We start from the raw sequence: 23,731 nt of genomic DNA on the forward strand, positions 1-23,731 counted from the left end.
GCACGAACCTTGACGAGTACAGCGGCGAAGGTCAAGGTTTAGTCTGGCAACCGTTTGCAAGGGAGGACGGCGATGGCGGCGACGATCAAGGACGTGGCGCGCGCCTGCGGCGTGCACGTGTCCACAGTCTCCCGCACCTTCTCCGCACCGCACCTGGTCAATCCTGCCACCAGGAGCCGGGTGCTCGCCGCGGCCGACGACCTCGGCTACCGCCCCAACCGGGCGGCCCGGGCCCTCACCACCGGCCGCACCTTCAACATGGGCCTCATCGTGGCCGACATCGCCAACCCGTTCTTCCCGCCGATCATCAAGGCGGCCCAGGCGCAGGCCAGAGGCCGCGACTACCACGTGTTCGTGGCCGACACCGACGAGGACCCGCGGGTGGAGGAGGAGCTGATCAGGACGTTCACCAAACAGGTGGACGGCGTCCTGCTGTGCAGCCCCCGCCTGTCCAGCAAGATGATCGAGCGGCTGGCCGAGGACGTGCCCTTCGTCCTGGTCAACCGCCGCATCAAGGGCATGCCCGCGGTGCTCATGAACGTCGCCCAGGGCGCCAGGCTCGCCCTGGAGCACCTGGCCGGGCTCGGCCACCGCAGGATCGCGCTCGTGTCCGGCCCCCTCGGGTCGTGGACCAGCAACGAGATGCAGGGCGTCGCCGCCGAGACGCCGGGGCTCGACCTCGTCTTCTTCGGCCCCAACCAGCCGACCGAGGGAGGCGGCCTGGCCGTGGCCGCCGACGTCGCGGCCTGCGGGGCGAGCGCCGTGCTGGCCTACAACGATCTCGTCGCGCTCGGCCTCATCGAGGGGCTGGCCGCGATGGACATCGGGGTACCAGACCAGATAAGTGTCATCGGGTTCGACGACATCCTGCCCGGCCGGCTCAACCGGCCGAAGCTGACCACGGTGGCCATGCCCGCCGCGGCGGCGGGCCGGATGGCCGTCGACCTGTTGCTGCAGTCGGGGGGCGAGGGCGCGACGGTGACCCTCGACACCGCCCTCATAGTCCGCGAGTCCACGGGAAGGGCACAGAAATGATCTTTGGAACGCTGCCGTCCGGCGAGCAGGTCGAACAGGTGGAGCTGTCCTCCGGGCGGCTCCGCGCCGAGGTGCTGACCCTCGGCGCCGTCGTACGCTCCCTGGAGGTGTCGGGCCGCAACGTGGTGCTCGGGCTGGACACCCTGGAGGACTACCTCACCCGCAGCCGCTACTTCGGCGCGGTCGTCGGCCGCTACGGCAACCGCATCGCCGGCGCCCGCTTCACCCTCGACGGCGTCGAGCACGCCCTGCCGGTCAACAACGGCCCCAACAGCCTGCACGGCGGCACCGAGGGCTTCGACTCCAAGGTGTGGGACCTCGTCGAGAGCACCCCCTCGTCCGTCACGCTGCGGCTGGTCAGCCCCGACGGCGACCAGGGCTACCCGGGCACGCTCACCGCGACGGTGACGTACACGCTGGAGGACGACGCCCTGCGCATCGACTACGCCTGCGAGAGCGACAAGCCGACGGTCGTCAACCTCACCAACCACTCCTACTTCAACCTCAAGGGCCAGGGCGTCGGCGACGTGCGCGACCACGTCGTGCGGCTCGCGGCCGAGCACTACCTGCCGGTCGACGACGACAAGATCCCGACCGGCGAGCTGGCCCCGGTCAAGGGCACCCCGTTCGACTTCACCGAGCCGCACGCCCTCGGCGAGCGCATCGACGGCGCCTACGACCACTGCTTCGTGCTCGACGGCCCCATGAGCGTCACCGCCGGCGGCCTGACCATGGAGGTCACCACCACCGAGCCGGGCGTGCAGTTCTACTCCGGCAGCATGCTGGACGGCGAGGCCACCCCGTTCGGGCCGTTCGCCGGCATGTGCCTGGAGACCCAGCACTTCCCCGACTCGCCGAACCAGCCGCAGTTCCCCTCCACCGTGCTGCGCCCAGGCGAGCTGCGCACCTCCACCACCACCTACCGGTTCACCACTACCTGACCTTGCGCAACGCGGCCGCGGCCTTGATCACCAGCAGCGCCATGTCGTCGTGCGACGGCTCCTTGGCGAAGGTCTCGACCGCGTGCCGCACCCGCTCGGCGACCGCGTGCGCGCTCAGGCCCGTGCAGCCCGACAGCAGCCGGGCCAGGCCGTCGCCGTCGTCGAGCAGGCGGTCGCCGTTGCGCCGCTCGGTCACGCCGTCGGTGACGCACAGCAGCAGGTCGTCCGGGGCCAGCGTGAAGCTCTCGACGTAGAAGCGGGCGTCGGCCTCGACGCCGAGCAGGAGCTGCGGCGTCGCCACCGGGCGCACCGCGCCGTCGGCCCCCAGCAGCAGCGGCGAGGGGTGACCGGCCGAGGCGATCGTGCACAGCGCGCCGCCCTGCGGGAGCGGGGTCAGCTCGCCGCACAGCAGGCTCAGGAACCGGCCGTCCTCGCCCTCCTCCAGCAGCGCCTGGTTGAGCCGGTCGAAGATGTCGGCCACCGTGTAGTGCTCCTTGGCCAGCAGCCGCACCGCGTGCCGGGCCAGGCCGGTGACCGCCGCCGCCTCGGGGCCGCTGCCGCACACGTCGCCGAGGGCGAAGCACCAGTGGTCGGCCACGGTGAACAGGTCGTAGAAGTCGCCGCCGACGTCGGCGCCCTCCTCGGCGGGCTCGTACACGACGGCCGACTCCAGGCCCGGCATCGGCGTCGCCACCCGCATCGGCAGCAGGCTGCGCTGCAGCACCCGAGAGGTGGTGGCCTGGCGGGCGTACAGCATGGCCGTGTGCAGGTTGAGGGCCACCAGCCGGCACAGGTCGCCCAGCAGGTCGGCCAGCTCCAGCGGCAGGGCCGGCTCGGCCCGGCCGATCACCAGCGCGCCGTGCGACCTGCCCTGCGTGAGCAGCGGGAACGACAGCACGCTCTCCTGGCCGGCGGGCCAGGTCACCTCGTTGAGCGCGGTGCGCGGGATGGCCGGCAACGACTTGCGCAGGTCGGCGTTGTGCCGCTCCTCGCTGTGCCAGACGTGCGCCAGCCGGGTCATGCCGGCCAGGTCGGTGAGGTAGACCGCGGCCCAGGTGGCGATCTTCGGCACCACGAGCTGCGCGGTCAGCGCCGCGATCAGCTCCTCGTCGTGCACCCCGGCCAGCAGCTCGCCCGCCTCCGCCAGGAACGACAGCCGCCCCCGGTGCGCGCGGTCCTGCTCGGCGAGCCGCTCGCGCTGCACCGGAACCGCCACCTGGTCGGCGATGTGCTGCAGGCTCACCGTCAGCTCCTCGTCGAAGCAGCCGGGCTCCGCCGCCGTCACCACGAGATAGCCCGTCACCTCGCCGGACACCAGCAGCGGCGCGCACGCCAGCGACCGCGCCCGCAGCCGCCCGGCCAGCTCCACGTCGCCCGCCAGCAGGTCCTCCACCAGCGTCGGGGCCCGGCGGCCGGGCCGGAACACCCCGGTCGCCAGCACCCCGACCAGACCCGCCGTCGTCCCCGCGGCCGCCGCCACCCCGAAGCGGCAGCCGCCGTCGGCGGCCAGCAGCACGTACGCCGCGTCGCCCCCGCTGGAGACCTGCACGATCCGCGCGATCGTCTCCAGCAGCTCCGAGAACGGCATGTCCTGGTCGAGCAGGTCCTTGATGCGGGTGCCCGCCTCCCTGCGCAGCGGCGTGGGCGGCGCCGCCAGCACGAAGCGGTGGTCGGCGGCCACCACCATCCACACCGCCGAGCGCTGCCCCTTGGGCCGCAGGTGGGAGACGTAGACCGGCACCAGGCTGCCGTCGTAGTGCCGCATGCGGGCCTCGCCCCGCCAGCGGCCGAGGCTCAGCGTGTCGGCCAGGGCCGGCGCGTACGGGCCGTGCCCCCGCCAGGCCACCAGCTCGTGCAGCGGCATGCCCACCACCTGGTCGGCGCGCCAGCCGAGCAGGTTCTCCGCCTCGGAGTTCCAGGCCTGCACGACGCCGTCGCGGTCGCACCACAGGACGGCCAGGTGCAGCGACTCGACCGGGGCGGGCACCGGGGCGGGCGCGGGCGTGCCCGCGAGGTCCTGCGGCTCGCAGGTGTCGGTCAGCTCGATGCGCACCCAGACCCGTTTGGCGGTGCGGGTGTAGGTGACGCCCCAGGCGTCGGCCAGCATGCCCGCCAGCGCCAGCCCGCGCCCCGAGGCGCGCATGGCCTCCATGGGCGCCGGGTCGGCGGTGTCGATGAACTTGGCCGGGTGGTGGTCGTCTACCTCGATCTCCAGCCGCGCCGGGCTGGACTCCACGTCCAGGCGGCACGTCAGCTCGATGCCGGTGCCCGCGTGGACCACGGCGTTCGTGACGAGCTCGCTGGTCAGGAGCACGGCGTCCTCGGCGAGGTGGCCGAGGCGCCACTCACCGAGCACCTGGCGCACGAACTTGCGCGCGTGCGCCGGGGCATGGGGGGTCCCGTCGAAGGCGGTGCTCGACACCCGGGTCGTGTCCACTCTGCGTCCTAGAACCTCACTCGATGTGGCAGTTCGGTCACTCTCAGAGTGGCAGAATGGCGCCGTTGATACGTCCAGTTGTGAAGAAGGCCGCCATGGTCGCGCAGTTGGAACCCCCGTACGCGGGTGGAGCGCTCCATCCCGCGGAGCTCCGCCCCCTGCTCACGGCGCTTCAGGGCATGCGCGACGGCAACTTCCGGCACCGCCTCGACGTGCCCGGCGACCCGGTGCTGGCGGAGCTGGCGACGGTGTTCAACCAGGTGGCCGAGCGCAACGAGCACCTGACGGCCGAGCTGACCCGGGTGCGCGGCGAGGTGGCCAGGCGCGGCCGGCTCGACGAGCGGCTCAACGCGAGCCCGGGCACCGGCAGCTGGGCGGTCAACGTCACCGCCGTCAACTCCCTGATCGACGCCCTGGTCATCCCGGCGGCCCGGGCCACCCGGGTGCTCAACGCGGTGGCCGACGGCGACCTGACGCAGCGGGTCGACCTCCAGGACGACAACCGGCCGCTGTGCGGCGGGCTGCGCCTGATGGGCAAGGCCGTCAACCGCATGGTCGACCAGCTCGCGCTGTTCACCAGCGAGGTGACCAGGGTGGCCCGCGAGGTCGGCACCGAGGGCCGGCTGGGCGGCCGGGCCAAGGCACAGGGCATGTCGGGGAGCTGGCGCGACGTCACCGAGGCGGTCAACGCCATGGCGGCGCGGCTCACCGCCCAGGTGCGCGACATCGCCGTGGTCACCACCGCCGTGGCGCGCGGCGACCTCACCCGGCAGGTGACGGTCGAGGCCACCGGCGAGCTGCTGGAGCTCAAGCTGACCGTCAACACCATGGTCGACCAGCTCTCGGCGTTCTCCAGCGAGGTGACCAGGGTGGCCCGCGAGGTCGGCACCGAGGGGCAGCTCGGCGGCCGGGCCGAGGTCAAGGGCGTGCTCGGCACCTGGAAGGACCTCACCGACAACGTCAACTTCATGGCCTCCAACCTCACCACGCAGGTGCGCTCGATCGCCCAGGTGACGACCGCGGTGGCCAACGGCGACCTGTCGAAGAAGATCACCGTCGACGCCCGCGGCGAGATCCTGCAGCTCAAGGACACCATCAACACGATGGTGGGGCAGCTGTCGGCGTTCGCCGACGAGGTGACGCGGGTGGCGCGGGAGGTCGGCACGGAGGGGCGGCTCGGCGGCCAGGCGCAGGTGCGCGGCGTGCGCGGCGTGTGGAAGGACCTCACCGACAACGTCAACTTCATGGCGGCCAACCTCACCGAGCAGGTGCGCGACATCGCGCAGGTGGCCACCGCCGTCGCCCAGGGCGACCTCAGCCGCAACATCAGCGTCGACGTCAAGGGCGAGATGCTGCAGCTCAAGGACACCGTCAACACGATGGTGGGGCAGCTGTCGGCGTTCGCCGACGAGGTGACGCGGGTGGCGCGGGAGGTCGGCACGGAGGGGCGGCTCGGCGGCCAGGCGCAGGTGCGCGGCGTGCGCGGCGTGTGGAAGGACCTCACCGACAACGTCAACTTCATGGCGGCCAACCTCACCGAGCAGGTGCGCGACATCGCGCAGGTGGCCACCGCCGTCGCCCAGGGCGACCTCAGCCGCAACATCAGCGTCGACGTCAAGGGCGAGATGCTGCAGCTCAAGGACACCGTCAACACGATGGTGGGGCAGCTGTCGGCGTTCGCCGACGAGGTGACGCGGGTGGCGCGGGAGGTCGGCACGGAGGGGCGGCTCGGCGGCCAGGCGCAGGTGCGCGGGTCCAGCGGCGTGTGGAAGGACCTCACAGACAACGTCAACTTCATGGCCTCCAACCTGACCAGCCAGGTCCGCAGCATCGCCATGGTCACCACCGCCATCGCCAACGGCGACCTGTCCAAGAAGATCACCGTGGACGCCCGCGGTGAGATCCTGCAGCTCAAGGACACCATCAACGCCACCGTGGACAAGCTGTCCGCCTTCGCCGACGAGGTGACGCGGGTGGCGCGGGAGGTCGGCACCGAGGGGCGGCTCGGCGGCCAGGCGCAGGTGCGCGGGTCCAGCGGCGTGTGGAAGGACCTCACCGACAACGTCAACTTCATGGCCTCCAACCTCACCAGCCAGGTCCGCAACATCGCCCAGGTCGCCACCGCCGTGGCCAACGGCGACCTGTCCAAGAAGATCGACGTGGACGCGCGCGGCGAGATCCTGGAGCTGAAGACCACGATCAACACCATGGTCGACACGCTGTCGTCGTTCTCCTCCGAGGTCACCCGGGTGGCCCGCGAGGTCGGCTCCGAGGGCAGGCTCGGCGGGCAGGCCGAGGTCGAGGGCGTCTACGGCACCTGGGAACGCCTCACCAGGAACGTCAACGAGCTGGCCGGCAACCTCACCACCCAGGTCCGCGCCATCGCCGAGGTGGCCAGCGCCGTCGCCCAGGGCGACCTCAGCCGCTCGATCAGCGTCGAGGCCAAGGGCGAGGTCGCCGAGCTGAAGAACAACGTCAACCTCATGGTCGCCAACCTGCGCGAGACCACCCGCGCCAAGGACTGGCTGGAGAGCAACCTCGCCCGCATCGCCGGGCTCATGCAGGGCCACCGCGACCTCGTCGAGGTCGCCGACCTCATCCTGCGCGAGCTGACGCCGCTGGTCAGCGCCCAGTACGGCGCGTTCTTCCTGGCCGAGTCCGACTCACCCGACGGCGCGCTGGCCTTCATCGCCGGCTACGGCGCCGCCCACGACATGTTGCCCGGCCCCGGCCGGCCCGGCCCCGGGCTGATCCGGCAGGCGGCGCTGGAGCGCCAGCGCATCCTGCTGGAGGACGTGCCGCCCGGCTACATCAAGGTCCACACCGGGCTCGGGGAGGCCGCGCCGGCCAGCGTCGTGGTGCTGCCCATCGTCTTCGAGGACAAGGTGCTCGGCGTCATCGAGCTGGCCTCCTTCAGCCGTTTCAGCGACGTGCACCTGGCCTTCTTCGACCAGTTCGTGGTCACCATCGGGGTGGCCATCAACACGATCATCGCCAACGCCCGCACCGAGGCGCTGCTGTCGGAGTCGCAGCGGCTGGCCCAGCAGCTCCAGGGCCGCTCCGACGAGCTGCAGCGCCAGCAGGCCGAGCTGCGCAAGTCGAACGCGGCGCTGGAGGAGAAGGCCCACCTGCTGGCCACCTCCTCGCGCTACAAGTCGCAGTTCCTCGCCAACATGTCCCACGAGCTGCGCACCCCGCTCAACAGCCTGCTCATCCTGGCCAGGCTGCTGGCCGACAACCCGGAGAGCAACCTGTCGGAGCAGGAGGTCGAGTTCGCCACCACGATCCACAACGCCGGCAGCGACCTGCTGCAGCTCATCAACGACATCCTCGACCTGTCCAAGATCGAGGCGGGCAGGATGGACGTGCGGCCCGAGAAGCTGCCGCTCAGCAAGCTGCTCGACTACGTCGACGCGACCTTCCGGCCGTTGACCGTCGACCGCGGGCTGACCTTCGAGATCGAGGTGCGGCCCGGCACGCCGCGCGAGCTGTTCAACGACGAGCGGCGGCTCCAGCAGATCCTGCGCAACCTGCTGTCCAACGCCGTCAAGTTCACCGCCTGCGGCGAGGTGCGGCTGGAGGTGTCGCTCGACCCGGGCCGCCGCACGCCGGAGGGCGAGGTGCTGGCCTTCGCCGTCAGCGACACCGGCATCGGCATCGCCGCCGACAAGCTGCCGCTCATCTTCGGCGCCTTCCAGCAGGCCGACGGCACCACCAGCCGCAAGTACGGCGGCACCGGCCTCGGCCTGTCGATCAGCAGCGAGATCGCCCGGCTGCTCGGCGGCGAGATCCACGCCACCAGCACGCCGGGCGCGGGCAGCACGTTCACGCTGTACGTGCCCGCCCGCTGCCCGTCGTCCCCGGCCACCGGCGAGCCCGAGTGGCAGCCGCCGCCGAGGCCGCCCGAGCTGCGCCTCGGCGCCCCGCCGCAGCCCGAGTGGGCGGCCGTCGAGCCCGTCGACGACGCCTGGCCGTCGGCGGCCAAGCTCACCAAACTCAAGGACGGCCCGCTGGGAGAGGCGTTCGCCGGCCGCCGGGTGCTCATCGTGGACGACGACATCCGCAACGTCTACGCGCTGACCCACGTGCTGGGCCGGCTCGGCATGGAGATCGTCTACGCCGAGAACGGCCGCGAGGGCGTCGAGGCCCTGGAACGCGAGGAGGGCATCGACCTCGTGCTGATGGACGTCATGATGCCGGAGATGGACGGCTACGAGACGCTGGCCGCCGTCCGCGCCATGCCGCGCCTGGCCGGCCTGCCGATCATCGCGCTGACCGCCAAGGCCATGCCGGGCGACCGGGAGAAGACGATCTCCTGCGGGGCCTCCGACTACGTGCCCAAGCCGGTGGACCTCGATCACCTGCTGGATGTGATGCGGAGGTGGATCGAGCGGTGAACCGCCAGGTCAAGATCCTGCTCGTCGACGACAACGAGGAGAGCCTGGTCGCGCTGGAGGCCATCCTGCGCCCGTTGCAGCAGCGGCTGTTCAAGGCCAGGTCCGGCCAGGAGGCGATGAAGCTGATGCTCCGGCACGACTTCGCGGTCGTGCTGCTCGACGTGCTCATGCCCGGCATGGACGGCTTCGAGACCGCCGCCCACATCAAGCGGCTCGACCAGACCCGCGACGTGCCGATCATCTTCCTGACCGGCACCGAGCCCAGCGCCGGGGGGGCCTTCCGCGGCTACGCGGTCGGCGCGGTCGACTACCTCACCAAGCCGTTCGACCCGTGGGTGCTGCGCTCCAAGGTCGCGGTCTTCATCGAGCTGTCCCGCAAGACCTCCGTGCTGGTCGAGCAGACCGCGCTGCTCACCCAGCTCGTGCACGACCAGGAGGCGCTGTCGGGGTTCGCCCGGCGGCTCGGCGCGGTCGAGGCGGGGCTGAGCGGGCTCGCCGGGCTCACCGCGGGCGACGAGGGGCTGCGGGAGGCGGTCAAGGACCTCGCCGACCGGGTGGCGGCCATGCAGGCGGCCTTCGACGCGGTGTCCGCACAGCCGGTGGAGGGACGCTTCACGGACTGAAAGGGCGTTCCCGGGGTCTTTGTGCGGGCTGCGCGGCGAGCCTCCGCGCGTGGCGCGGTGTCTCCGACGTACCTTTGGCATCATGGCCACCCGTACGCCGAAAAGCGCACCCAAGGGGCCGGCGAAGCGCTCGACCTCGGCCCGTTCGGCCTCCGCGAAGCGGACCGGAGCGTCGGCGGGGCGTCCGAGGCCGAGGGCGACCTCCTCCGGCCGCAAGTCCTCCGTCGCCCACCCCGACCCGATCAGCTGGGTCTTCACCATGATCGGGAAACTGATCGTCGGGCTGTGGATGTTGTTCGCGGGCGGCGTCGGCAGCATGGCGCGGGCCTTCGGCAGGAACGCCCGCGAGCTGGACCCGGCGCACCGGCGGGACGGCCTCGGGCTGGCCTGGCTCGCCGCCGCGATCGTGCTGGCCTCGATGACCTGGCGCAACGCCGACGGGGCCGTCTCCGGGGTGGTCAACGCGACGGTGCACGGCGTGTTCGGCTCGCTGGCCTGGGCGCTGCCGCTGCTGCTCGGCCTGCTGGCCTGGCGCTACATGCGCCACCCCGACCAGAACGCCGACACCGGCCGCATGGTGATCGGCTGGGCGGCGCTGCTGGTCGGCGTGCTCGGCGTGATCCACGTGGCCAACGGCACGCCGTACCCGGCGGGCGAGGGCCAGGGCATGGACAAGGTGTCGGCGGCCGGCGGCATGGTCGGGTTCATCGTCTCGGCGCCGCCGATGAGCATCCTGCCGTCGTGGATCACGATCCCGCTGCTGCTGCTCCTGTCGGCGTTCGGCGTGCTGGTGATCACCGCGACGCCGGTGCACCGCATCCCCGAGCGGCTGGCCGAGCTGCGGCACCTGCTGTTCGAGCGGCAGGCCGAGGCGCTGCCGCGCGAGCCGGCCAGGCGGCGCACCCGGGTCAAGAAGACCGAAGAGGGCGGCGACACGGTCAAGCCGTACGACACGCCGGTGTTGTCGGAGAAGGACAAGGAACGCGCCGAGCACTCGCCGGAGATCGTCCCCGGGCTCACCGACGACGAGGAGGCGGCGCCGCCCGTCCCGGTGGCGGAGGCCGAGGCCGAGCGGCGGGCGCCGGAGCCGCCGCTGCCGACGCCCGCGCCGCGCAAGGTCGAGCAGCTCGTGCTGTCGCCGCAGGCGGGGCCGTACGCGCTGCCGGACCTGCAGTACCTCAAGCCGGGCACCCCGCCCAAGCCGCAGACCAAGGCCAACACCACCGTCGTCAACGCGCTGACCAGCGTGCTGGAGCAGTTCAGCATCGACGCGCAGGTGATCGGCTTCACCCGCGGCCCGACCGTCACCCGCTACGAGATCGAGCTGGGCCCGGCGGTGAAGGTCGAGAAGGTGACGGCGCTCACCAAGAACATCGCCTACGCGGTCAAGTCCGCCGACGTGCGCATCCTTTCCCCCATCCCCGGCAAGTCGGCCATCGGGGTGGAGATCCCGAACGCCGACAAGGACCTGGTGGCGCTCGGCGACGTGCTGCGCTCGCAGGTGGCGCAGGCCGACCACCACCCGATGATCGTCGGCCTGGGCAAGGACGTCGAGGGCCGCACCATCGTCGCGAACCTGGCCAAGATGCCCCACCTGCTCATCGCCGGCGCCACCGGCGCGGGCAAGTCGGTCTGCGTCAACGGCCTGATCACCTCGATCCTCATGCGCGCCACCCCCGACGAGGTGCGCATGGTGCTGGTGGACCCCAAACGGGTCGAGCTGTCCGTGTACGAGGGCATCCCCCACCTCATCACCCCGATCATCACGAACCCGAAGAAGGCCGCCGAGGCCCTGGAATGGGTCGTGGGCGAGATGGACCGGCGCTACGACGACCTGGCGGCGTCGGGGTTCCGGCACGTGGACGAGTTCAACAAGGCCGTGCGGGCGGGCAAGCTGCAGCCGCCGCCCGGCAGCGAGCGGGTCTACCAGCCGTACCCGTACCTGCTGGTGATCGTGGACGAGCTGGCCGACCTCATGATGGTCGCGCCGCGCGACGTCGAGGACTCCATCGTGCGCATCACCCAGCTGGCCCGCGCGGCGGGCATCCACCTGGTGATCGCCACGCAGCGGCCGTCGGTGGACGTCGTCACCGGCCTGATCAAGGCGAACGTGCCCTCCAGGCTCGCCTTCGCCGTCTCCTCGCTGACCGACTCGCGGGTCATCCTCGACCAGCCCGGCGCCGACAAGCTGGTCGGCCAGGGTGACGCGCTGTTCCTGCCGATGGGCGCGAGCAAGCCCATCCGCATCCAGAACGCGTTCGTCTCGGAGAAGGAGATCGCCGAGATCGTCGGGCACTGCAAGGGGCAGATGCAGGCCGAGTACCGCGAGGACGTGGCGGCGGCGCCGGTCAAGCGGGAGATCGACGAGGAGATCGGCGACGACCTCGACCTGCTGATCCAGGCGGCCGAGCTGATCGTCACCACCCAGTTCGGCTCGACCTCGATGTTGCAGCGCAAGCTGCGGGTCGGCTTCGCCAAGGCCGGGCGGCTGATGGACCTGCTGGAGAGCCGCAACGTGGTCGGCCCGAGCGAGGGCTCCAAGGCGCGCGAGGTGCTGGTGAAGCCCGACGATCTGCCGGGTTTGCTGGCCGACCTGCGTGGCGAATGACCCCAATGCGGGTTTGAGCGGCTTCAACTGGTTGAATATGAACCACTACGCAGAGTCGTGGTGGGGGAACCAGACGCCATCGGGGAGGCGTACGCCGTGCAGGAGCAGCAGAGCATCGGGGCCATGCTGGCGGCAGCCAGGCAGTCGGCCGGAATGTCGGTCGCGCAGATCAGCGCGGCCACACGCATCCGCGAGTCCATCGTCCATTGCATCGAGCAGGACGACTACGAGCAGTGTGGAGGCCCGTTCTACGCCCGGGGGCACATCAAGTCGCTGGCCGCGGCCGTGGGGCTGGATCCCGAGGCCGTCGTCCACCAGTACGACCAGGAGCACGGCGGGGCGCCGGAGCCGGTGCGGGCCGCCGCGGTGTTCCAGGCCGACAAGAAGATCAACCTGCCGGAGCGGCGGGGGCCCAACTGGACCATGGCGCTGGGGGTGGCGCTGGCCATCGTGGTCGTCTTCGGCATGATGCGGATGCTGGGCGGCTCCGGCGACCAGGTGCAGGTCGCCGGGGTGCGGCAGGCGTCGGCGCGGCCCAGCGTGCCGCCGAACACGCCCATCACCGAGGCGCCGAAGCCGTCACCGACCTCGGCCAAGGAGATGGTGACGCTGCGCATCAAGGCGAAGCGGTCGTCGTACGTCGGGGTGCACGACGGCGAGGGCCGCCGGTTGTTCGCCGGCACGCTGAAGGCGGGCAAGACCTCCGAGTGGCGCGCGCCGGGCAAGGTCAACCTGATGCTGAGCGACGCCACGGCGGTGACGCTGCAGGTCAACGGCAAGAAAGTGAAGAAGCTGGGACGCCGTGGCGAGATGGTGCGGACCTCGTTCGAGGCGCCCAAGGCACCCGTCAAGCAGAAGGCCCGGTAGCCGTCCGGGGCGGGCCAGTGCATCGGGTGGTGGCCAACTCCCGATACCGTAGTGTTCACCATGTCATCCCGCCGAACCGCATCGCTGATCACTCTGGGCTGCGCGCGCAACGAGGTCGACTCCGAGGAGCTCGCCGCGCGACTTGAGGCTGCCGGCTGGCAGCTCGGCGACGACGACCCCGACGTCGTCGTCGTCAACACCTGTGGCTTCATCGACTCGGCCAAGAAGGACTCCATCGACACGCTCCTGGCCGCCTCCGACTCCGGCGCGAAGGTCGTCGCCGCGGGTTGCATGGCCGAGCGCTACGGCGGTGAGCTGGCCGACGCGCTGCCCGAGGCCAGCGCGGTCATCTCCTTCGACGACTACGCCGAGATCGGCGACCGGCTCGACGACGTGCTCGCCGGCCGGCCGCTCAAGCCCCACACGCCGCGCGACCGCCGCACACTGCTGCCCATCTCGCCGGTCGAGCGCGCCGCCGTGCCGAAGTCGGGCATCCCGGGCCACGGCGACCTGCCGGCCGGGGTGGCGCCCGCCAGCGGGCCGCGCGTGCTGCGCAAGCGGCTCGACGAGAGCCCGGTGGCCTCGCTCAAGCTCGCCTCCGGCTGCGACCGGCGCTGCACGTTCTGCGCCATTCCGTCCTTCCGCGGCTCCTACGTCTCGCGCGTCCCCGACGAGCTGCTCGCCGAGGCCGACTGGCTGGCCCACCGCGGGGTCCGCGAGCTGGTCCTGGTGAGCGAGAACTCCACCTCCTACGGCAAGGACCTCGGCGACCTGCGGGCGCTGGAGAAGCTGCTGCCGCAGCTCGCCGCCGTCGAGGGCGTGGAGCGGGTGCGGGTCAGCTACCTGCAGCCGGCCGAGCTGCGTCCCGGGCTGATCGACGTGATCTGCGGCACCGAGGGCGTCGCGCCCTACTTCGACCTGTCCTTCCAGCACGCCAGCAACGGCGTGCTGCGCCGCATGCGCCGCTTCGGCGACCCCGAGCGCTTCCTCGGGCTCCTGGAGACCGTGCGCGAGCGCGCCCCTGAGGCGGGCGTGCGCTCCAACTTCATCGTGGGCTTCCCCGGGGAGACCGAGGAGGAGTTCGGCGAGCTGGTGGCCTTCCTGGAGGCCGCGAGGCTCGACGTCATCGGCGTGTTCGGCTACTCCGACGAGGACGGCACCGAGGCGGCCGGCCTGCCGGGCAAGCTCGGCCAGGACGTCATCGACGAGCGGGTGCGGGTGCTCACCGAGCTGGCCGAGGAGCTGACCGCCCAGCGGGCGGAGGAACGCATCGGCACCGAGGTCGACGTGCTGATCGAGGACGACCTGGGTGACGGCGGCTACGAGGGCCGGGCCGCCCACCAGGGTCCCGAGGTCGACGGCTCGGTCACCGTGCAGGGCATCGGCCTGGTCACCGGCCAGGTCGTGCGCGCGGTCGTGGTCGACGCCGAAGGGGTCGACCTGATCGCGCGCATCAAGGCCGGCCCATGAAGAGGGACGAGCGCCGTGCGGTGAGCCCGTGGAACATCGCCAACGTCCTCACGGTCCTCCGGTTGGTGCTCGTCCCCTTCTTCGTCGTCTGTCTCTTCCTGCCCGGCACCGGCTGGCGGATCGCGGCGCTGGCGGTGTTCGCGGTGGCCTCCATCACCGACCACCTGGACGGCGAGCTGGCCCGCCGCTACGGGCTCATCACCGACTTCGGCAAGATCGCCGACCCGATCGCCGACAAGGCGTTGACGGGCGCGGCGCTGGTGTGCCTGTCGGTGCTGGAGGAGCTGCCGTGGTGGGTCACGCTGGTGATCCTGGGGCGGGAGCTCGGCATCACGGCGTTGCGGTTCGTGCTGCTGCGGCACGCGGTCATCCCGGCCAGCTACGGCGGCAAGGTCAAGACCGTGCTGCAGATCGCCGCGATCGTCCTCTACCTGCTGCCCGGGGTGCCGGACATGCTGCGCTGGGTGGTGATGGGCGCGGCGGTGGTGGTGACCGTGCTCACCGGCGCCGACTACGTGCTGCGGGCGGTGAAGCTGCGTAAGGTGGCCAGGCAGGCACGGGGGGAGTGAGCCGAACTGTGGACGTGGCCGGGGTGCTCGACCTGCTGGCGCAGCGGGGCGCGACGGTGGCGGTGGCCGAGTCGCTGACCGGGGGGCTGATCGGGGCGACCGTCACGGGGGTCTCCGGGGCGTCGCGGGTCTTCCGCGGCGGGATCATCTCCTACGCCACCGATCTCAAGCGCGACCTGCTGGGCGTGCCGGGCGAGCTGCTGGAGCGCGAGGGCGCGGTGCACCCGGAGGTGGCGGCGGCCATGGCGCGGGGGGTCGCGCGGGTGTGCGGGGCCGCGTACGGGGTGGCCGTGACCGGGGTGGCGGGGCCCGAGCCGCAGGACGGCAAGCCCGTGGGCACCGTGTTCGTCGCGGTCGCCGGGCCCGGCGGACAGGTTTGGGGCCGGGAATTGAGACTTGAGGGGTCACGCGAACGTATCCGGGTAGAGACCGTGCACGAGGCTGTTGATCTCCTGTCAGGTGTGCTGAAGGCGAACATAGGGGAACATTCCGGATGATTACCGTGTTACGTCCCGAGCGAACATGCCTTGCACGGTCTGACGCGGTGTCGGTGGATACGGGTACGGTGGAGCTGTGAGTGAGGTCCGTGAGCCAACTGCAAGCACCGAGCGCCCGGCAGGCGGGCCTGATGAGTCGCGCGGCGAGGCACGAGCGGCGGTCAAGGGGCGGCGACGCCCGATGATGACGGCGAGGAGTATGTACGAAGCGAAGAAGACCAATGTGCGGCACGATCCGATCGCGCGGGGCGTGGTGAAGACATCCGCGCCGGGGAGGGAGCGACAGATGATTCTGCTGCGTCAGCTGCTCGGCGACGTGCTGAGGCGGTTGCGCGTGCGCCAGGGACGCACACTGCGCGAGGTTTCCACGCTGGCCCGTGTCTCGCTCGGCTACCTGTCCGAGGTGGAGCGGGGGCAGAAGGAGGCTTCGTCGGAGCTGCTCGCGTCCATCTGTGGCGCGCTCGGGGTGCCGCTCTCGCAGGTCCTGCGTGAGGTGTCCGACCAGTTCGCGCTGGCCGAGCTCCAGGCCGCTCCCGTGCTCGCCGACGTTCCTGAGCACGAGCGTCTGCCGCTCTCGGAGACCGTTCCCGGATCGATCTCCGACTCCGTGTTCCCTGAGGTCAAGGACATGGTGGCTGCCTAGCGCGGCTGGCAGCCGGCACACCACAGGATCAGCCGTTCCTGTGGCTGCGCACCCATCTCCCCTCGGCTGATGCGGGTGCCGCATCGGCGACAGGGTCTTCCTGCCCTGCCGTAGACCCACGTCGCGTTCGACGGGCGGCGATCACCTGTGGTCACCGTGCCCGCATACTCCTTGTTGGCCGCCAGCAGGCGCTGCGCCAGCGTCACGAGCCCGTCCAGGTCCGCGACCTCCCCGACCCTCCGCCACGGCCAGACGCCCCTCAGGAACAGGGTCTCGGCGCGATAGATCGTGCCGATCCCGGCCAGGTTGCGCTGATCGAGCAGCGCCTCCCCGATCGTCCTGCCGGGCGCCGCTCGCAGCCTCCGCACGGCCTCGTCCAGGTCCCAGTCCGGCCCCAGCAGGTCCGGCCCCAGATGACCCACCACCCGCTCCTCGTCGCCGGTCCTGACGAGGTCGACCATGCCGAGCTTGCGGCCCACCGCCGTGCACTCCGCGTTGGCGAGGATCAGCCGCACCTGGTCGCCGGGCGGCACACGGGCCCCCGGCGCGACGATGCGCCAGCTCCCGTCCATCCGCAGGTGCGTGTGGACGGTCAGACCGCCCTCCACCCGGGTGAGCAGATGCTTGCCGCGCGAGAGCGTGGTCAGGACGGCGCGGCCGGTCAGATCGGCGGTGGCGTGCCGCGGCACGCGGAAGTCGGACCTGGTGAGCACGCGGCCGTCCAGGGCGGCGCGCAGGCGGGCCGCCGTGCGGTAGACGGCGTCTCCCTCGGGCATCCCTCCAGTCTAGGAAGCGTTCCCCACCGGAGAGGACCGAGCGGTGTCCGCCGGGGCGCGGCGCTGATCAGGACCGGCGCTGATGGTCGCCGGGCGCCGGGGTGGGGTGCGGGGCGGCGGAGGCGGCGACGGGCTGGGCGAGGATCAGGGTCAGGTCGTCGGTGACGGGGACGGGGCCGCCGCCCGCGCGCTCGCGCAGCAGGTCGAGCAGGTCGCGCAGGGCCGCCTCCGGCGTGGCGGCGGTCAGCGCGGTGTGCATGGCCGCGTCCAGCGGCAGCTCGGCCCCTCCCCGGTCGCGGACCTCGGTGAAGCCGTCGGTGTAGAGCAGCAAACGGTCGGCGGGCTGGAGGCGGACCCGCCACACGTACGGCTCCGGCGACAGGCCGAGCGGCCGGCACGCCCGGGGCGGCTCCAGCACCCGCAGCCGCGCGTCGACGCGCAGCGGCGCCGGGTGCCCGCAGTTGACCAGCAGCACCGCGCCCGGCACGAACTCGGCGAGCAGCACGGTCACGAAGTCCTCGGGGCCCAGCTCGGGCGCGATGCGGGCGTCGAGGTGGCGGGCGAGCGCGGCCAGGTCGGGGGCGGTGGCGGCGGTGCGGCGGAAGGCGTCGAGCACCGCGGCGCTCAGGTGGGCGGCGTCGAGCCCGTGGCCGCGCACGTCGCCGATGATCAGGCGGACGCCGGCGGCGGTGGCGACGGCCTCGTGCAGGTCGCCGCCGATGCGCGCGCCGGCGGCCGCCGAGCGGTGTGCGCGGCCAGCCGGACGCCGCCCAGCTCGGCGGGCAGGGACGGGATCATCGCCCGTTCGGCGATGCGGGTGATCCGCCCGAGGTCGGCGCGCTGCCGGTCGTGGACGCCGGCCACCACCACACAGCCCAGCCCGCCGAGCGCGATGACGAGCACCCGGGCCGCCTGCAGCGCCAGGCCGGCGCCGGCGGCCGGCAGCAGGGCGATGAGGGCCAGCGCGGCGATGGCCACCCCGGCGGTCTGCCGGACGCCGAGGAAGTGCGCGGCGGCCAGCGGCCCGATCATCAGCAGGACGGGCAGCGCGAACGGCGCGTGGGCGGCGTCGACCGCGGCCGCGAGCCCTTCGGCGGTCAGCAGCCCCGGCAGGAGCCAGCGCCGGCTCGTGGTGGGTGGTGTGCGCCGCGCGATGGCTTCCTCCTTGCGGGGACTTGGGAGGTGAGTAACCAGCTTCTCACTTTTAGTGATGGTGCGTCGGTGATTCCGGCAAACTGGTGGGGCAACGGAGGCCCCAGCGAGGTGACGAGCATGCGAGCAGGCTCAGGGCAGGACGACGGGCAGAGCAGGCAGCCGGGCGGAGAGCAGGGCGGGGAGCCGGGCAGCGGGACGGGTGGGCAGCCGGGCAGCGGGCCGGGCAGCGGGCCGGGCGGGGAGCCGGGCAGCGGGCCGGGCAACCTGCCGGGTGAGACGACGCGGCTGATCGGGCGCGGTGCGGAGGTGGCCCGGCTGCGCGCCCTCCTCACCCGTTCGCGGCTGGTGACGGTCACGGGGGTGGCCGGGGTCGGCAAGACCCGGCTCGCCCTGCGGGCGGCGGCCGAGCTGCGGCCTGGCCTCGCCGACGGGGCGTGGCTGGTGCCGCTCTCGCCGCTGGCGGAGGAGAGCGCGCTGCCGTACGCGATCGCCGAGGCGCTGCCGCTGGCCGACCAGAGCGCCGCGCCGGTGACCGAGGTGCTGGCCGGCTACCTGGCCGGGCGTGAGCTGCTGCTGGTGCTCGACACCTGCGAGCATCTGGCCGAGGCGTGCGCGCGGGTCGTCACGGCGCTGCTGGCCGCCGCGCCCGGCCTGCGCGTCCTCGCGACCGGGCGGCGCGCGCTCGGCCTGCCGGAGGAGCAGGTGATGACGCTGGAGCCGCTGCCGGTCCCGGCCGCCCCGCCGGACGGCGGCGCTTCCGGCGCGGCCGGTGGGAGCGGCGCGGCCGGTGGGATCGGAGGGGGCGCGGTGGCGCTGCTGGCCGACCGGGCCGCCGCGGCGGTCCCCGGCTTCGCGGTCACCGAGCACAACCGGGACGCCGTGGTGCGGGTGTGCCGCCGGCTGGAGGGCCTGCCGCTGGCGATCGAGCTGGCCGCGGCCCGGCTGCGCGAGGAGAGCGTGGAGGAGCTGGCCGCGCGGCTGGAGGACCGCTACGCGGTGCTGGGAGTCACCGACCGGCCCGTGTACGACGCCGACCCGCCCTGGCACCAGGCGCTGCGTACCGCGGTGGGCTGGAGCCACCAGCTCTGCACCCCGGCGGAGCGGCTGTTGTGGGCGCGGGCGTCGGTGTTCGCGGGCGGCATCGACCCGGCGGCGGTCAAGCAGGTGTGCGCCGACGACGCGCTGCCGTCCTGGCGGATCCCGCAGCTTCTGGAGTCGCTGGTGGACAAGTCGATCCTGCTCTGGGAGCCGACCGGCGACGGCGACCGCTACCGGATGCTCGACACGATCCGCGAGTTCGGCGCGTCCTGGCTGCGCGACCTCGGCGAGGAGGAGGCGATGCGCCGCCGGCACTGTGACCACTACCTGGAGCTGGCCGCGGCGGGCGACGCCGCCTGGCTCGGCGCCGACCAGTACGCCTGGTACGACCGGATGACGGCCGAGCACGGCAACCTGCGCGCCGCGCTGGAGTACGGCCTGGCCCGCCCGGAGGGCGACCTCGCGCTGCGGCTGGCCGGCTCGCTGTGGTTCTTCTGGTACCCGTGCGGCTACAACAAGGAGGGCCAGCACTACCTGGAGCGCGCGCTCGATCTGCATCCTGAGCCGGGCCCGGCCCGCGACAAGGCGTTGTGGGCGTGCGCCTTCGTGCACCTGTGCCAGGGCGAGCCGGTCGTCGCGGAGAAGCGGGCCGCCGAGTGCCTGGCCGACGCCGAGCGGCGCGGCGCGGAGGAGACGGCGGCCACCGCGCGGGCGGCCCTCATGGTGGCCGCGCTCATCCTCGGCGACCAGCAGCGCGCGGTGGAGCTGGCGCGCTCGCTCCTCGCCGGGGGCGACGGCGTGCTCACCCTGGGCGCGTCGCTGGCCTGCACGAGCCTCGGCCTGCTGTACACCAGCCAGGGCCGGCTCGACGAGGCGATCGCGGTGCTGCGGCGCGGGCGGGCGCTGTCGGACCGGCACGGGGAGCGCTGGCTGCGGGCCTTCGGCGACACCCTGCGGGCCCAGGCGGAGCTGTCCTGCGGCGAGGCGGGGCAGGCGTGGTCGTACGCGCAGGCGGCGCTGGAGGCGAAGTGGCGGCTGCACGACCGGGTCGGGGTGGCGATGGCGCTCGACGTGCTCGCCCAGGCCGCGGTGGCGGCGGGCCAGGGGGAGCGGGCGGCGCGCATCCTGGGCGTGGCCGGGCAGGTGTGGGACGCTCTCGGCAAGCAGCAGGCGGGGCAGCCGGAGCTGGTGGCGGTGCGGCGGGCGTGCGAGGAGCGGGTGCGGCTGACGCTCGGCGACCGCGCCTACGAGCACGCCTTCCGCGCCGGGCGCGCGGCCGATCTGGACACGAGCATCACGTACGCGCTGAGCCGCCCGTGAACGGCTGGCCGGTCAGTCCCAGGCGGCGGGGTCGGCGGCGAGCTGGCGGACGCGCTCGGGCAGCGCGCCGGAGGCGACCTGTTCGAGCGTGACCTCCTCCAGGATCGCCCGCTCGGTGGCGCGCAGCGCGATCCACACCTGCTGCAACGACTCGGCCGGCCCCCGGTAGCCGACGTGCTCGGGCCGCTCGCCGCGCACGTTGGCGAGCGGGCCGTCCACGGCGCGGATCACGTCGGCGAGGGAGATCTCCCCGGCGGGGCGGGCCAGCACGTAGCCGCCCTCGGGCCCCCGCTGCCCGCGCACCAGGCCGGCGCGGCGCATCTGGAGCAGGATGTTCTCCAGGTATTTGGGTGGCATGTCCTGCTCCTTGGCGAGCTCGCCCACCGTGGTCGGGCCGGCTCCCGCGGCGGCGAGTTCGGCGGCGGCACGGAGGGCGTAGTCGACACGAGCGGAAAGGCGCATGTTCTCGATTATCCCTCCTGGTCAACACTGGTTAGGCGCAAGGTCGTCAGAACGGGCAGGAGATCCGAACTCTCCCAGGCAGGAGCGCTAAACTTCCAACATTCTTTTCGATTCCGAAGCAGAACGACGGTGGGGATTCAGCGTGGTGGAGCGACGCCCTGGTGTGCCCAGACTGCTGAGGGAGATCAACGACCGGGCCGCGCTGGAGCTGCTGCTGGCCACCGGTCCGATGACGCGCGGCCAGATCGGCGACCTGACCGGCCTGTCCAAGGTGACGGCCTCGCAGACGCTGTCCAGGCTGGAGGAGCGCGGCCTGGTCGAGGTGGTCGGCACGCAGGCCGGCGGGCGGGGGCCCAACGCCGCCCTCTACTCCGTGATCGCCTCCAGCGCGTACGTCGCCGGCCTGGAGGTCGGCCCCGAGCGCATCTCCTCGGCCGTCGCCGACATCCACGGCCGCACGATCGCCGAGATCACCGTCGACCCGAAGGGCCACGACGATCCGGTGGCCGCCGTGCACGAGGCCATCGTCAAGGCCTGCCGCGGCGCCAAGGTGGGCCTCGGCAAGCTGCGCGGCGTGGTGATCGGCACTCCCGGCGTGGTCGATCCGCGCAGCGGCGACGTGCGTTTCTCCTTCGACCTGCCCGGCTGGCACGAGGGCATCCACGAGGCCCTGGCCGGCGACCTGCGGCGCGAGGTGACGATCGAGAACGACGTCAACCTCGCCGCCATCGCCGAGCGGGCCGACGGGGTCGCCCAGGGCGTCGACGACTTCGTGCTGCTGTGGGCGAGCCGCGGTCTCGGCCTCGCGGTGATGCTCGGCGGCCGGCTGCACCGCGGGCGCTCGGGCAGCGCGGGCGAGATCGGCTACCTGCCGGTGCCCGGGGTGCCGCTGCCGGAGGACATCCGCACCGAGCCCGGCCGGCTGCCGTCGCTGGCGGGCGGCCTGCAGTCGCTGGTCAGCGCCGAGGCGGTGGCCGAGCTGGCGCAGGGCTACGGCTTCGCGGCGAGCAGCGCGGGCGAGTGCGTACGCGTCGCGATGGCCGCGGGCGAGCGCGGCGAGCCGATGCTGGGCGAGATCGCCCAGCGGCTGGCCCTGGGCGTGGCCGCGGTGTGCGTGATCCTCGACCCCGGCCTGGTGGTGCTGGCCGGGGAGGTGGGGCAGGCGGGCGGCGACGCGCTGGCGTCCCGGGTGGAGGAGGCCGTGGCCCGGATCTGCCCGGTGCGGCCCCAGGTCGGCACCACCACGGTGACCGACCGCAACCCGGTGCTGCGCGGCGCCGTGCTGGCCGCCCTCGACCAGGCCCGCGAGGAGCTGCTGGCCCCCTGAGCGACGCCCAGGGGACCCGCGCGGGCGCCGTGCAGACCCGCGCGGGACGCCGCACGGCCTCCCTCGCTAGGCGGTCTGGAGCAGCTCCACGGCGGCCTGGGCGTTGGCGCGGGCGGCCCCGTACGTGGCGATGTAGGCGGCGCTGTCCGGCCGCCACACCGGCAGCCCCATCTCGATGACGGTCGTGTCCGGCCGGGCCGCCACCAGCGCCGTGACCAGGTCGCGGCTGGCGGGGTGGCGGTGGGCGTCCTTGACGACGACGACCAGCGACCGCCCGGCGGCCTTGGCCAGCAGCGCGGGGGCGTCGGCGGCCGACGGCTCGACGCGGACGATCTCCGCCTCCGGCAGCCACGGCCCGACCCCCCACGGCACGTCGCCCACGGCGATCGTCGGCGGGGTGTCCACCTCGACCACCAGCGGCTCGACCAGCGGCTCGGGCGCGCCGGTCAGCCGCACGGCGCGGCGGGCGGCGTGCAGCCCCACGACGTTCTGGGCGGCGGGCACCTCGCGTTCGCCGCCGAACCAGGCGCGCAGCTCGGCCACCCGCGCCGCCGCCTCCTCCAGCCGTTCGGCGGGCAGCCGGCCCTCGCGCACCGCGGACACGATCTCGGCGATGATCGCCTGCACGTCGTCGTAGGTGGGCAGCGGCCCGAGGCACAGCAGGTCGGCCCCGGCCGCGAGGGTCAGCACGGCGCCCCCGGCCAGGCCGACGCCGCGGGTGATGGCGTGCATGTCGAGGGCGTCGGTGACGACCACGCCGTCGAAACCGAGCTCGCCCCTGAGGAGCCCGGTCAGCGCCGCGCCGGACAGCGTGGCGGGCAGCTCGCCCGTCACCGCCGGCACCGCGACGTGCGCGGTCATCACCGATCTCGCCCCCGCCCGCACGGCCGCGAGGAACGGCGCGAGCTCCCGCTCCCGCAGCACGTCGAGGCCGACGTCCACGACGGGGATCGCCAGGTGCGAGTCCACCCGGGTCGCGCCGTGGCCGGGGAAGTGCTTGACGCAGGCGGCCACGCGCAGCGACTGGAGCCCTTCCACGGCGGCGACGGTGTGCCGGGCCACGAGCGCGGCGTCGGCGCCGAACGAGCGGGTGCCGATCACCGGGTTGTCGTCCTCGGTGTTGACGTCCGCGCTGGGCGCCATGTCGAGGTTGATGCCGCAGGCGGCCAGCTCGGCGGCGATGGCCCGGTAGACCGTGCGGGTCAGCGCGGGGTCGTCCACGGCGCCGAGCGCCGCGTTGCCCGGGTACGGGCTGCCGACGTGGTAGGCGAGCCGGGTGACGTCCCCGCCCTCCTCGTCGAGCGAGATGACGGGCTCACCGGCTCCCCGCAGCGCGGTGGTCAGCTCGCTCACCTGGCCGGGGTCGGCCACGTTGAACCCGAAGAGCGTCACGCCGCCCAGGCCGTGCTCCAGCTCGCGCAGCACCCATGCGGGCGCCTCGGTGCCCTGGAAGGCGACGAGCAGTGTGCCGGCCGCCAGGCGGCGCAGCCCCCGATCACTCTGACTCATGGCTCCTCATCAGTGGAAGACAGGCAGGATCGGGCACGGCGCGCGCGGCGCCGTGCC

Annotated in this window: 18 protein-coding genes; 12 read left to right on the forward strand and 6 right to left on the reverse strand. The window is 72.9% G+C overall.

Translation table 11 applies throughout. From position 1 onward, the window contains the following. Positions 1 to 72 precede the first annotated feature (72 nt). Both MF672_RS39275 and MF672_RS39280 read left to right on the forward strand, forming a co-directional pair. Positions 73 to 1,035 carry a LacI family DNA-binding transcriptional regulator gene (locus MF672_RS39275; protein WP_242373860.1) on the forward strand — a complete coding sequence of 321 codons (963 nt, stop codon included), beginning with the start codon at positions 73 to 75 and terminating at the stop codon, positions 1,033 to 1,035. Next, positions 1,032 to 1,976: an aldose epimerase family protein gene (locus MF672_RS39280; RefSeq protein WP_242373861.1), complete on the forward strand. Its 945-nt coding sequence runs from the start codon at positions 1,032 to 1,034 to the stop codon at positions 1,974 to 1,976. Before MF672_RS39275 ends, MF672_RS39280 begins: the two co-directional genes overlap by 4 nt. On the opposite strand, the gene MF672_RS39285 is transcribed toward MF672_RS39280, so the two are convergent. Beyond that, the gene (locus tag MF672_RS39285; RefSeq protein ID WP_242373862.1) at positions 1,969 to 4,413 is read right to left on the reverse strand and encodes a SpoIIE family protein phosphatase; all 2,445 of its coding nucleotides are present in this window, start codon (positions 4,411 to 4,413) and stop codon (positions 1,969 to 1,971) included. The genes MF672_RS39280 and MF672_RS39285 overlap by 8 nt on opposite strands. Positions 4,414 to 4,508: 95 nt before the next feature. On the opposite strand from MF672_RS39285, the gene MF672_RS39290 reads away from it, so the two are divergent. The 8 genes from MF672_RS39290 (at position 4,509) to MF672_RS39325 (ending at position 16,087) form a co-directional block, all read left to right on the forward strand. Next, positions 4,509 to 8,810, forward strand: coding sequence for a HAMP domain-containing protein (locus MF672_RS39290; RefSeq protein ID WP_247815652.1), 4,302 nt, complete (start codon positions 4,509 to 4,511; stop codon positions 8,808 to 8,810). Further along, positions 8,795 to 9,433, forward strand: a complete 639-nt coding sequence (locus MF672_RS39295; RefSeq protein WP_242373864.1) for a response regulator — start codon at positions 8,795 to 8,797, stop codon at positions 9,431 to 9,433. The genes MF672_RS39290 and MF672_RS39295 overlap by 16 nt, the downstream gene beginning before the upstream one ends. 259 nt (positions 9,434 to 9,692) lie before the next feature. Then, positions 9,693 to 12,041, forward strand: coding sequence for a DNA translocase FtsK (locus MF672_RS39300; protein WP_242373865.1), 2,349 nt, complete (start codon positions 9,693 to 9,695; stop codon positions 12,039 to 12,041). Positions 12,042 to 12,101: 60 nt separating this feature from the next. Continuing rightward, positions 12,102 to 12,908, forward strand: a complete 807-nt coding sequence (locus MF672_RS39305) for a helix-turn-helix domain-containing protein (RefSeq protein WP_242373866.1) — start codon at positions 12,102 to 12,104, stop codon at positions 12,906 to 12,908. 60 nt (positions 12,909 to 12,968) lie between these two features. Further along, a complete protein-coding gene (rimO, locus tag MF672_RS39310) occupies positions 12,969 to 14,378 on the forward strand; it encodes a 30S ribosomal protein S12 methylthiotransferase RimO (RefSeq protein ID WP_242373867.1) in 1,410 nt (469 codons plus the stop codon). Beyond that, on the forward strand, positions 14,375 to 14,947 hold the full coding sequence (gene pgsA, locus MF672_RS39315; RefSeq protein WP_242373868.1) for a CDP-diacylglycerol--glycerol-3-phosphate 3-phosphatidyltransferase: 573 nt from the start codon (positions 14,375 to 14,377) through the stop codon (positions 14,945 to 14,947). Before rimO ends, pgsA begins: the two co-directional genes overlap by 4 nt. Further along, entirely contained in the window at positions 14,944 to 15,444 is a 501-nt protein-coding gene (locus tag MF672_RS39320) for a CinA family protein (protein WP_242373869.1), read from the forward strand. Before pgsA ends, MF672_RS39320 begins: the two co-directional genes overlap by 4 nt. Before the next feature lie 286 nt (positions 15,445 to 15,730). Further along, positions 15,731 to 16,087: a helix-turn-helix domain-containing protein gene (locus MF672_RS39325; RefSeq protein WP_090929002.1), complete on the forward strand. Its 357-nt coding sequence runs from the start codon at positions 15,731 to 15,733 to the stop codon at positions 16,085 to 16,087. Here MF672_RS39325 and MF672_RS39330 read toward each other — a convergent pair. The 3 genes from MF672_RS39330 to MF672_RS39340 all read right to left on the reverse strand — a co-directional run bounded on the left by MF672_RS39330 (position 16,084) and on the right by MF672_RS39340 (position 17,895). Continuing rightward, positions 16,084 to 16,863 carry a DNA-formamidopyrimidine glycosylase family protein gene (locus MF672_RS39330; RefSeq protein ID WP_242373870.1) on the reverse strand — a complete coding sequence of 260 codons (780 nt, stop codon included), beginning with the start codon at positions 16,861 to 16,863 and terminating at the stop codon, positions 16,084 to 16,086. The genes MF672_RS39325 and MF672_RS39330 overlap by 4 nt on opposite strands. A 67-nt stretch (positions 16,864 to 16,930) precedes the next feature. Beyond that, entirely contained in the window at positions 16,931 to 17,521 is a 591-nt protein-coding gene (locus tag MF672_RS39335; protein ID WP_247815653.1) for a PP2C family protein-serine/threonine phosphatase, read from the reverse strand. Positions 17,522 to 17,532: 11 nt separating this feature from the next. Then, entirely contained in the window at positions 17,533 to 17,895 is a 363-nt protein-coding gene (locus MF672_RS39340) for a hypothetical protein (protein ID WP_247815654.1), read from the reverse strand. Between the two features lie 240 nt (positions 17,896 to 18,135). On the opposite strand from MF672_RS39340, the gene MF672_RS39345 reads away from it, so the two are divergent. Then, positions 18,136 to 20,376, forward strand: a complete 2,241-nt coding sequence (locus tag MF672_RS39345; RefSeq protein WP_242373872.1) for an ATP-binding protein — start codon at positions 18,136 to 18,138, stop codon at positions 20,374 to 20,376. Positions 20,377 to 20,388: 12 nt separating this feature from the next. Here the strand turns inward: MF672_RS39345 and MF672_RS39350 are convergent, their stop codons facing one another. Further along, on the reverse strand, positions 20,389 to 20,838 hold the full coding sequence (locus tag MF672_RS39350) for an RrF2 family transcriptional regulator (protein WP_242373873.1): 450 nt from the start codon (positions 20,836 to 20,838) through the stop codon (positions 20,389 to 20,391). 145 nt (positions 20,839 to 20,983) lie between these two features. On the opposite strand from MF672_RS39350, the gene MF672_RS39355 reads away from it, so the two are divergent. Continuing rightward, positions 20,984 to 22,165 carry an ROK family transcriptional regulator gene (locus MF672_RS39355; protein ID WP_242373919.1) on the forward strand — a complete coding sequence of 394 codons (1,182 nt, stop codon included), beginning with the start codon at positions 20,984 to 20,986 and terminating at the stop codon, positions 22,163 to 22,165. Positions 22,166 to 22,231: 66 nt separating this feature from the next. Here MF672_RS39355 and MF672_RS39360 read toward each other — a convergent pair whose 3' ends face one another. Beyond that, positions 22,232 to 23,674, reverse strand: coding sequence for a glycoside hydrolase family 3 protein (locus MF672_RS39360; RefSeq protein ID WP_242373874.1), 1,443 nt, complete (start codon positions 23,672 to 23,674; stop codon positions 22,232 to 22,234). Between the last annotated feature and the right edge of the window lie 57 nt (positions 23,675 to 23,731).

It is taken from the genome of Actinomadura luzonensis (assembly GCF_022664455.2).
In the GTDB taxonomy this organism is placed as follows: Bacteria; Actinomycetota; Actinomycetes; order Streptosporangiales; family Streptosporangiaceae; genus Nonomuraea; species Nonomuraea luzonensis.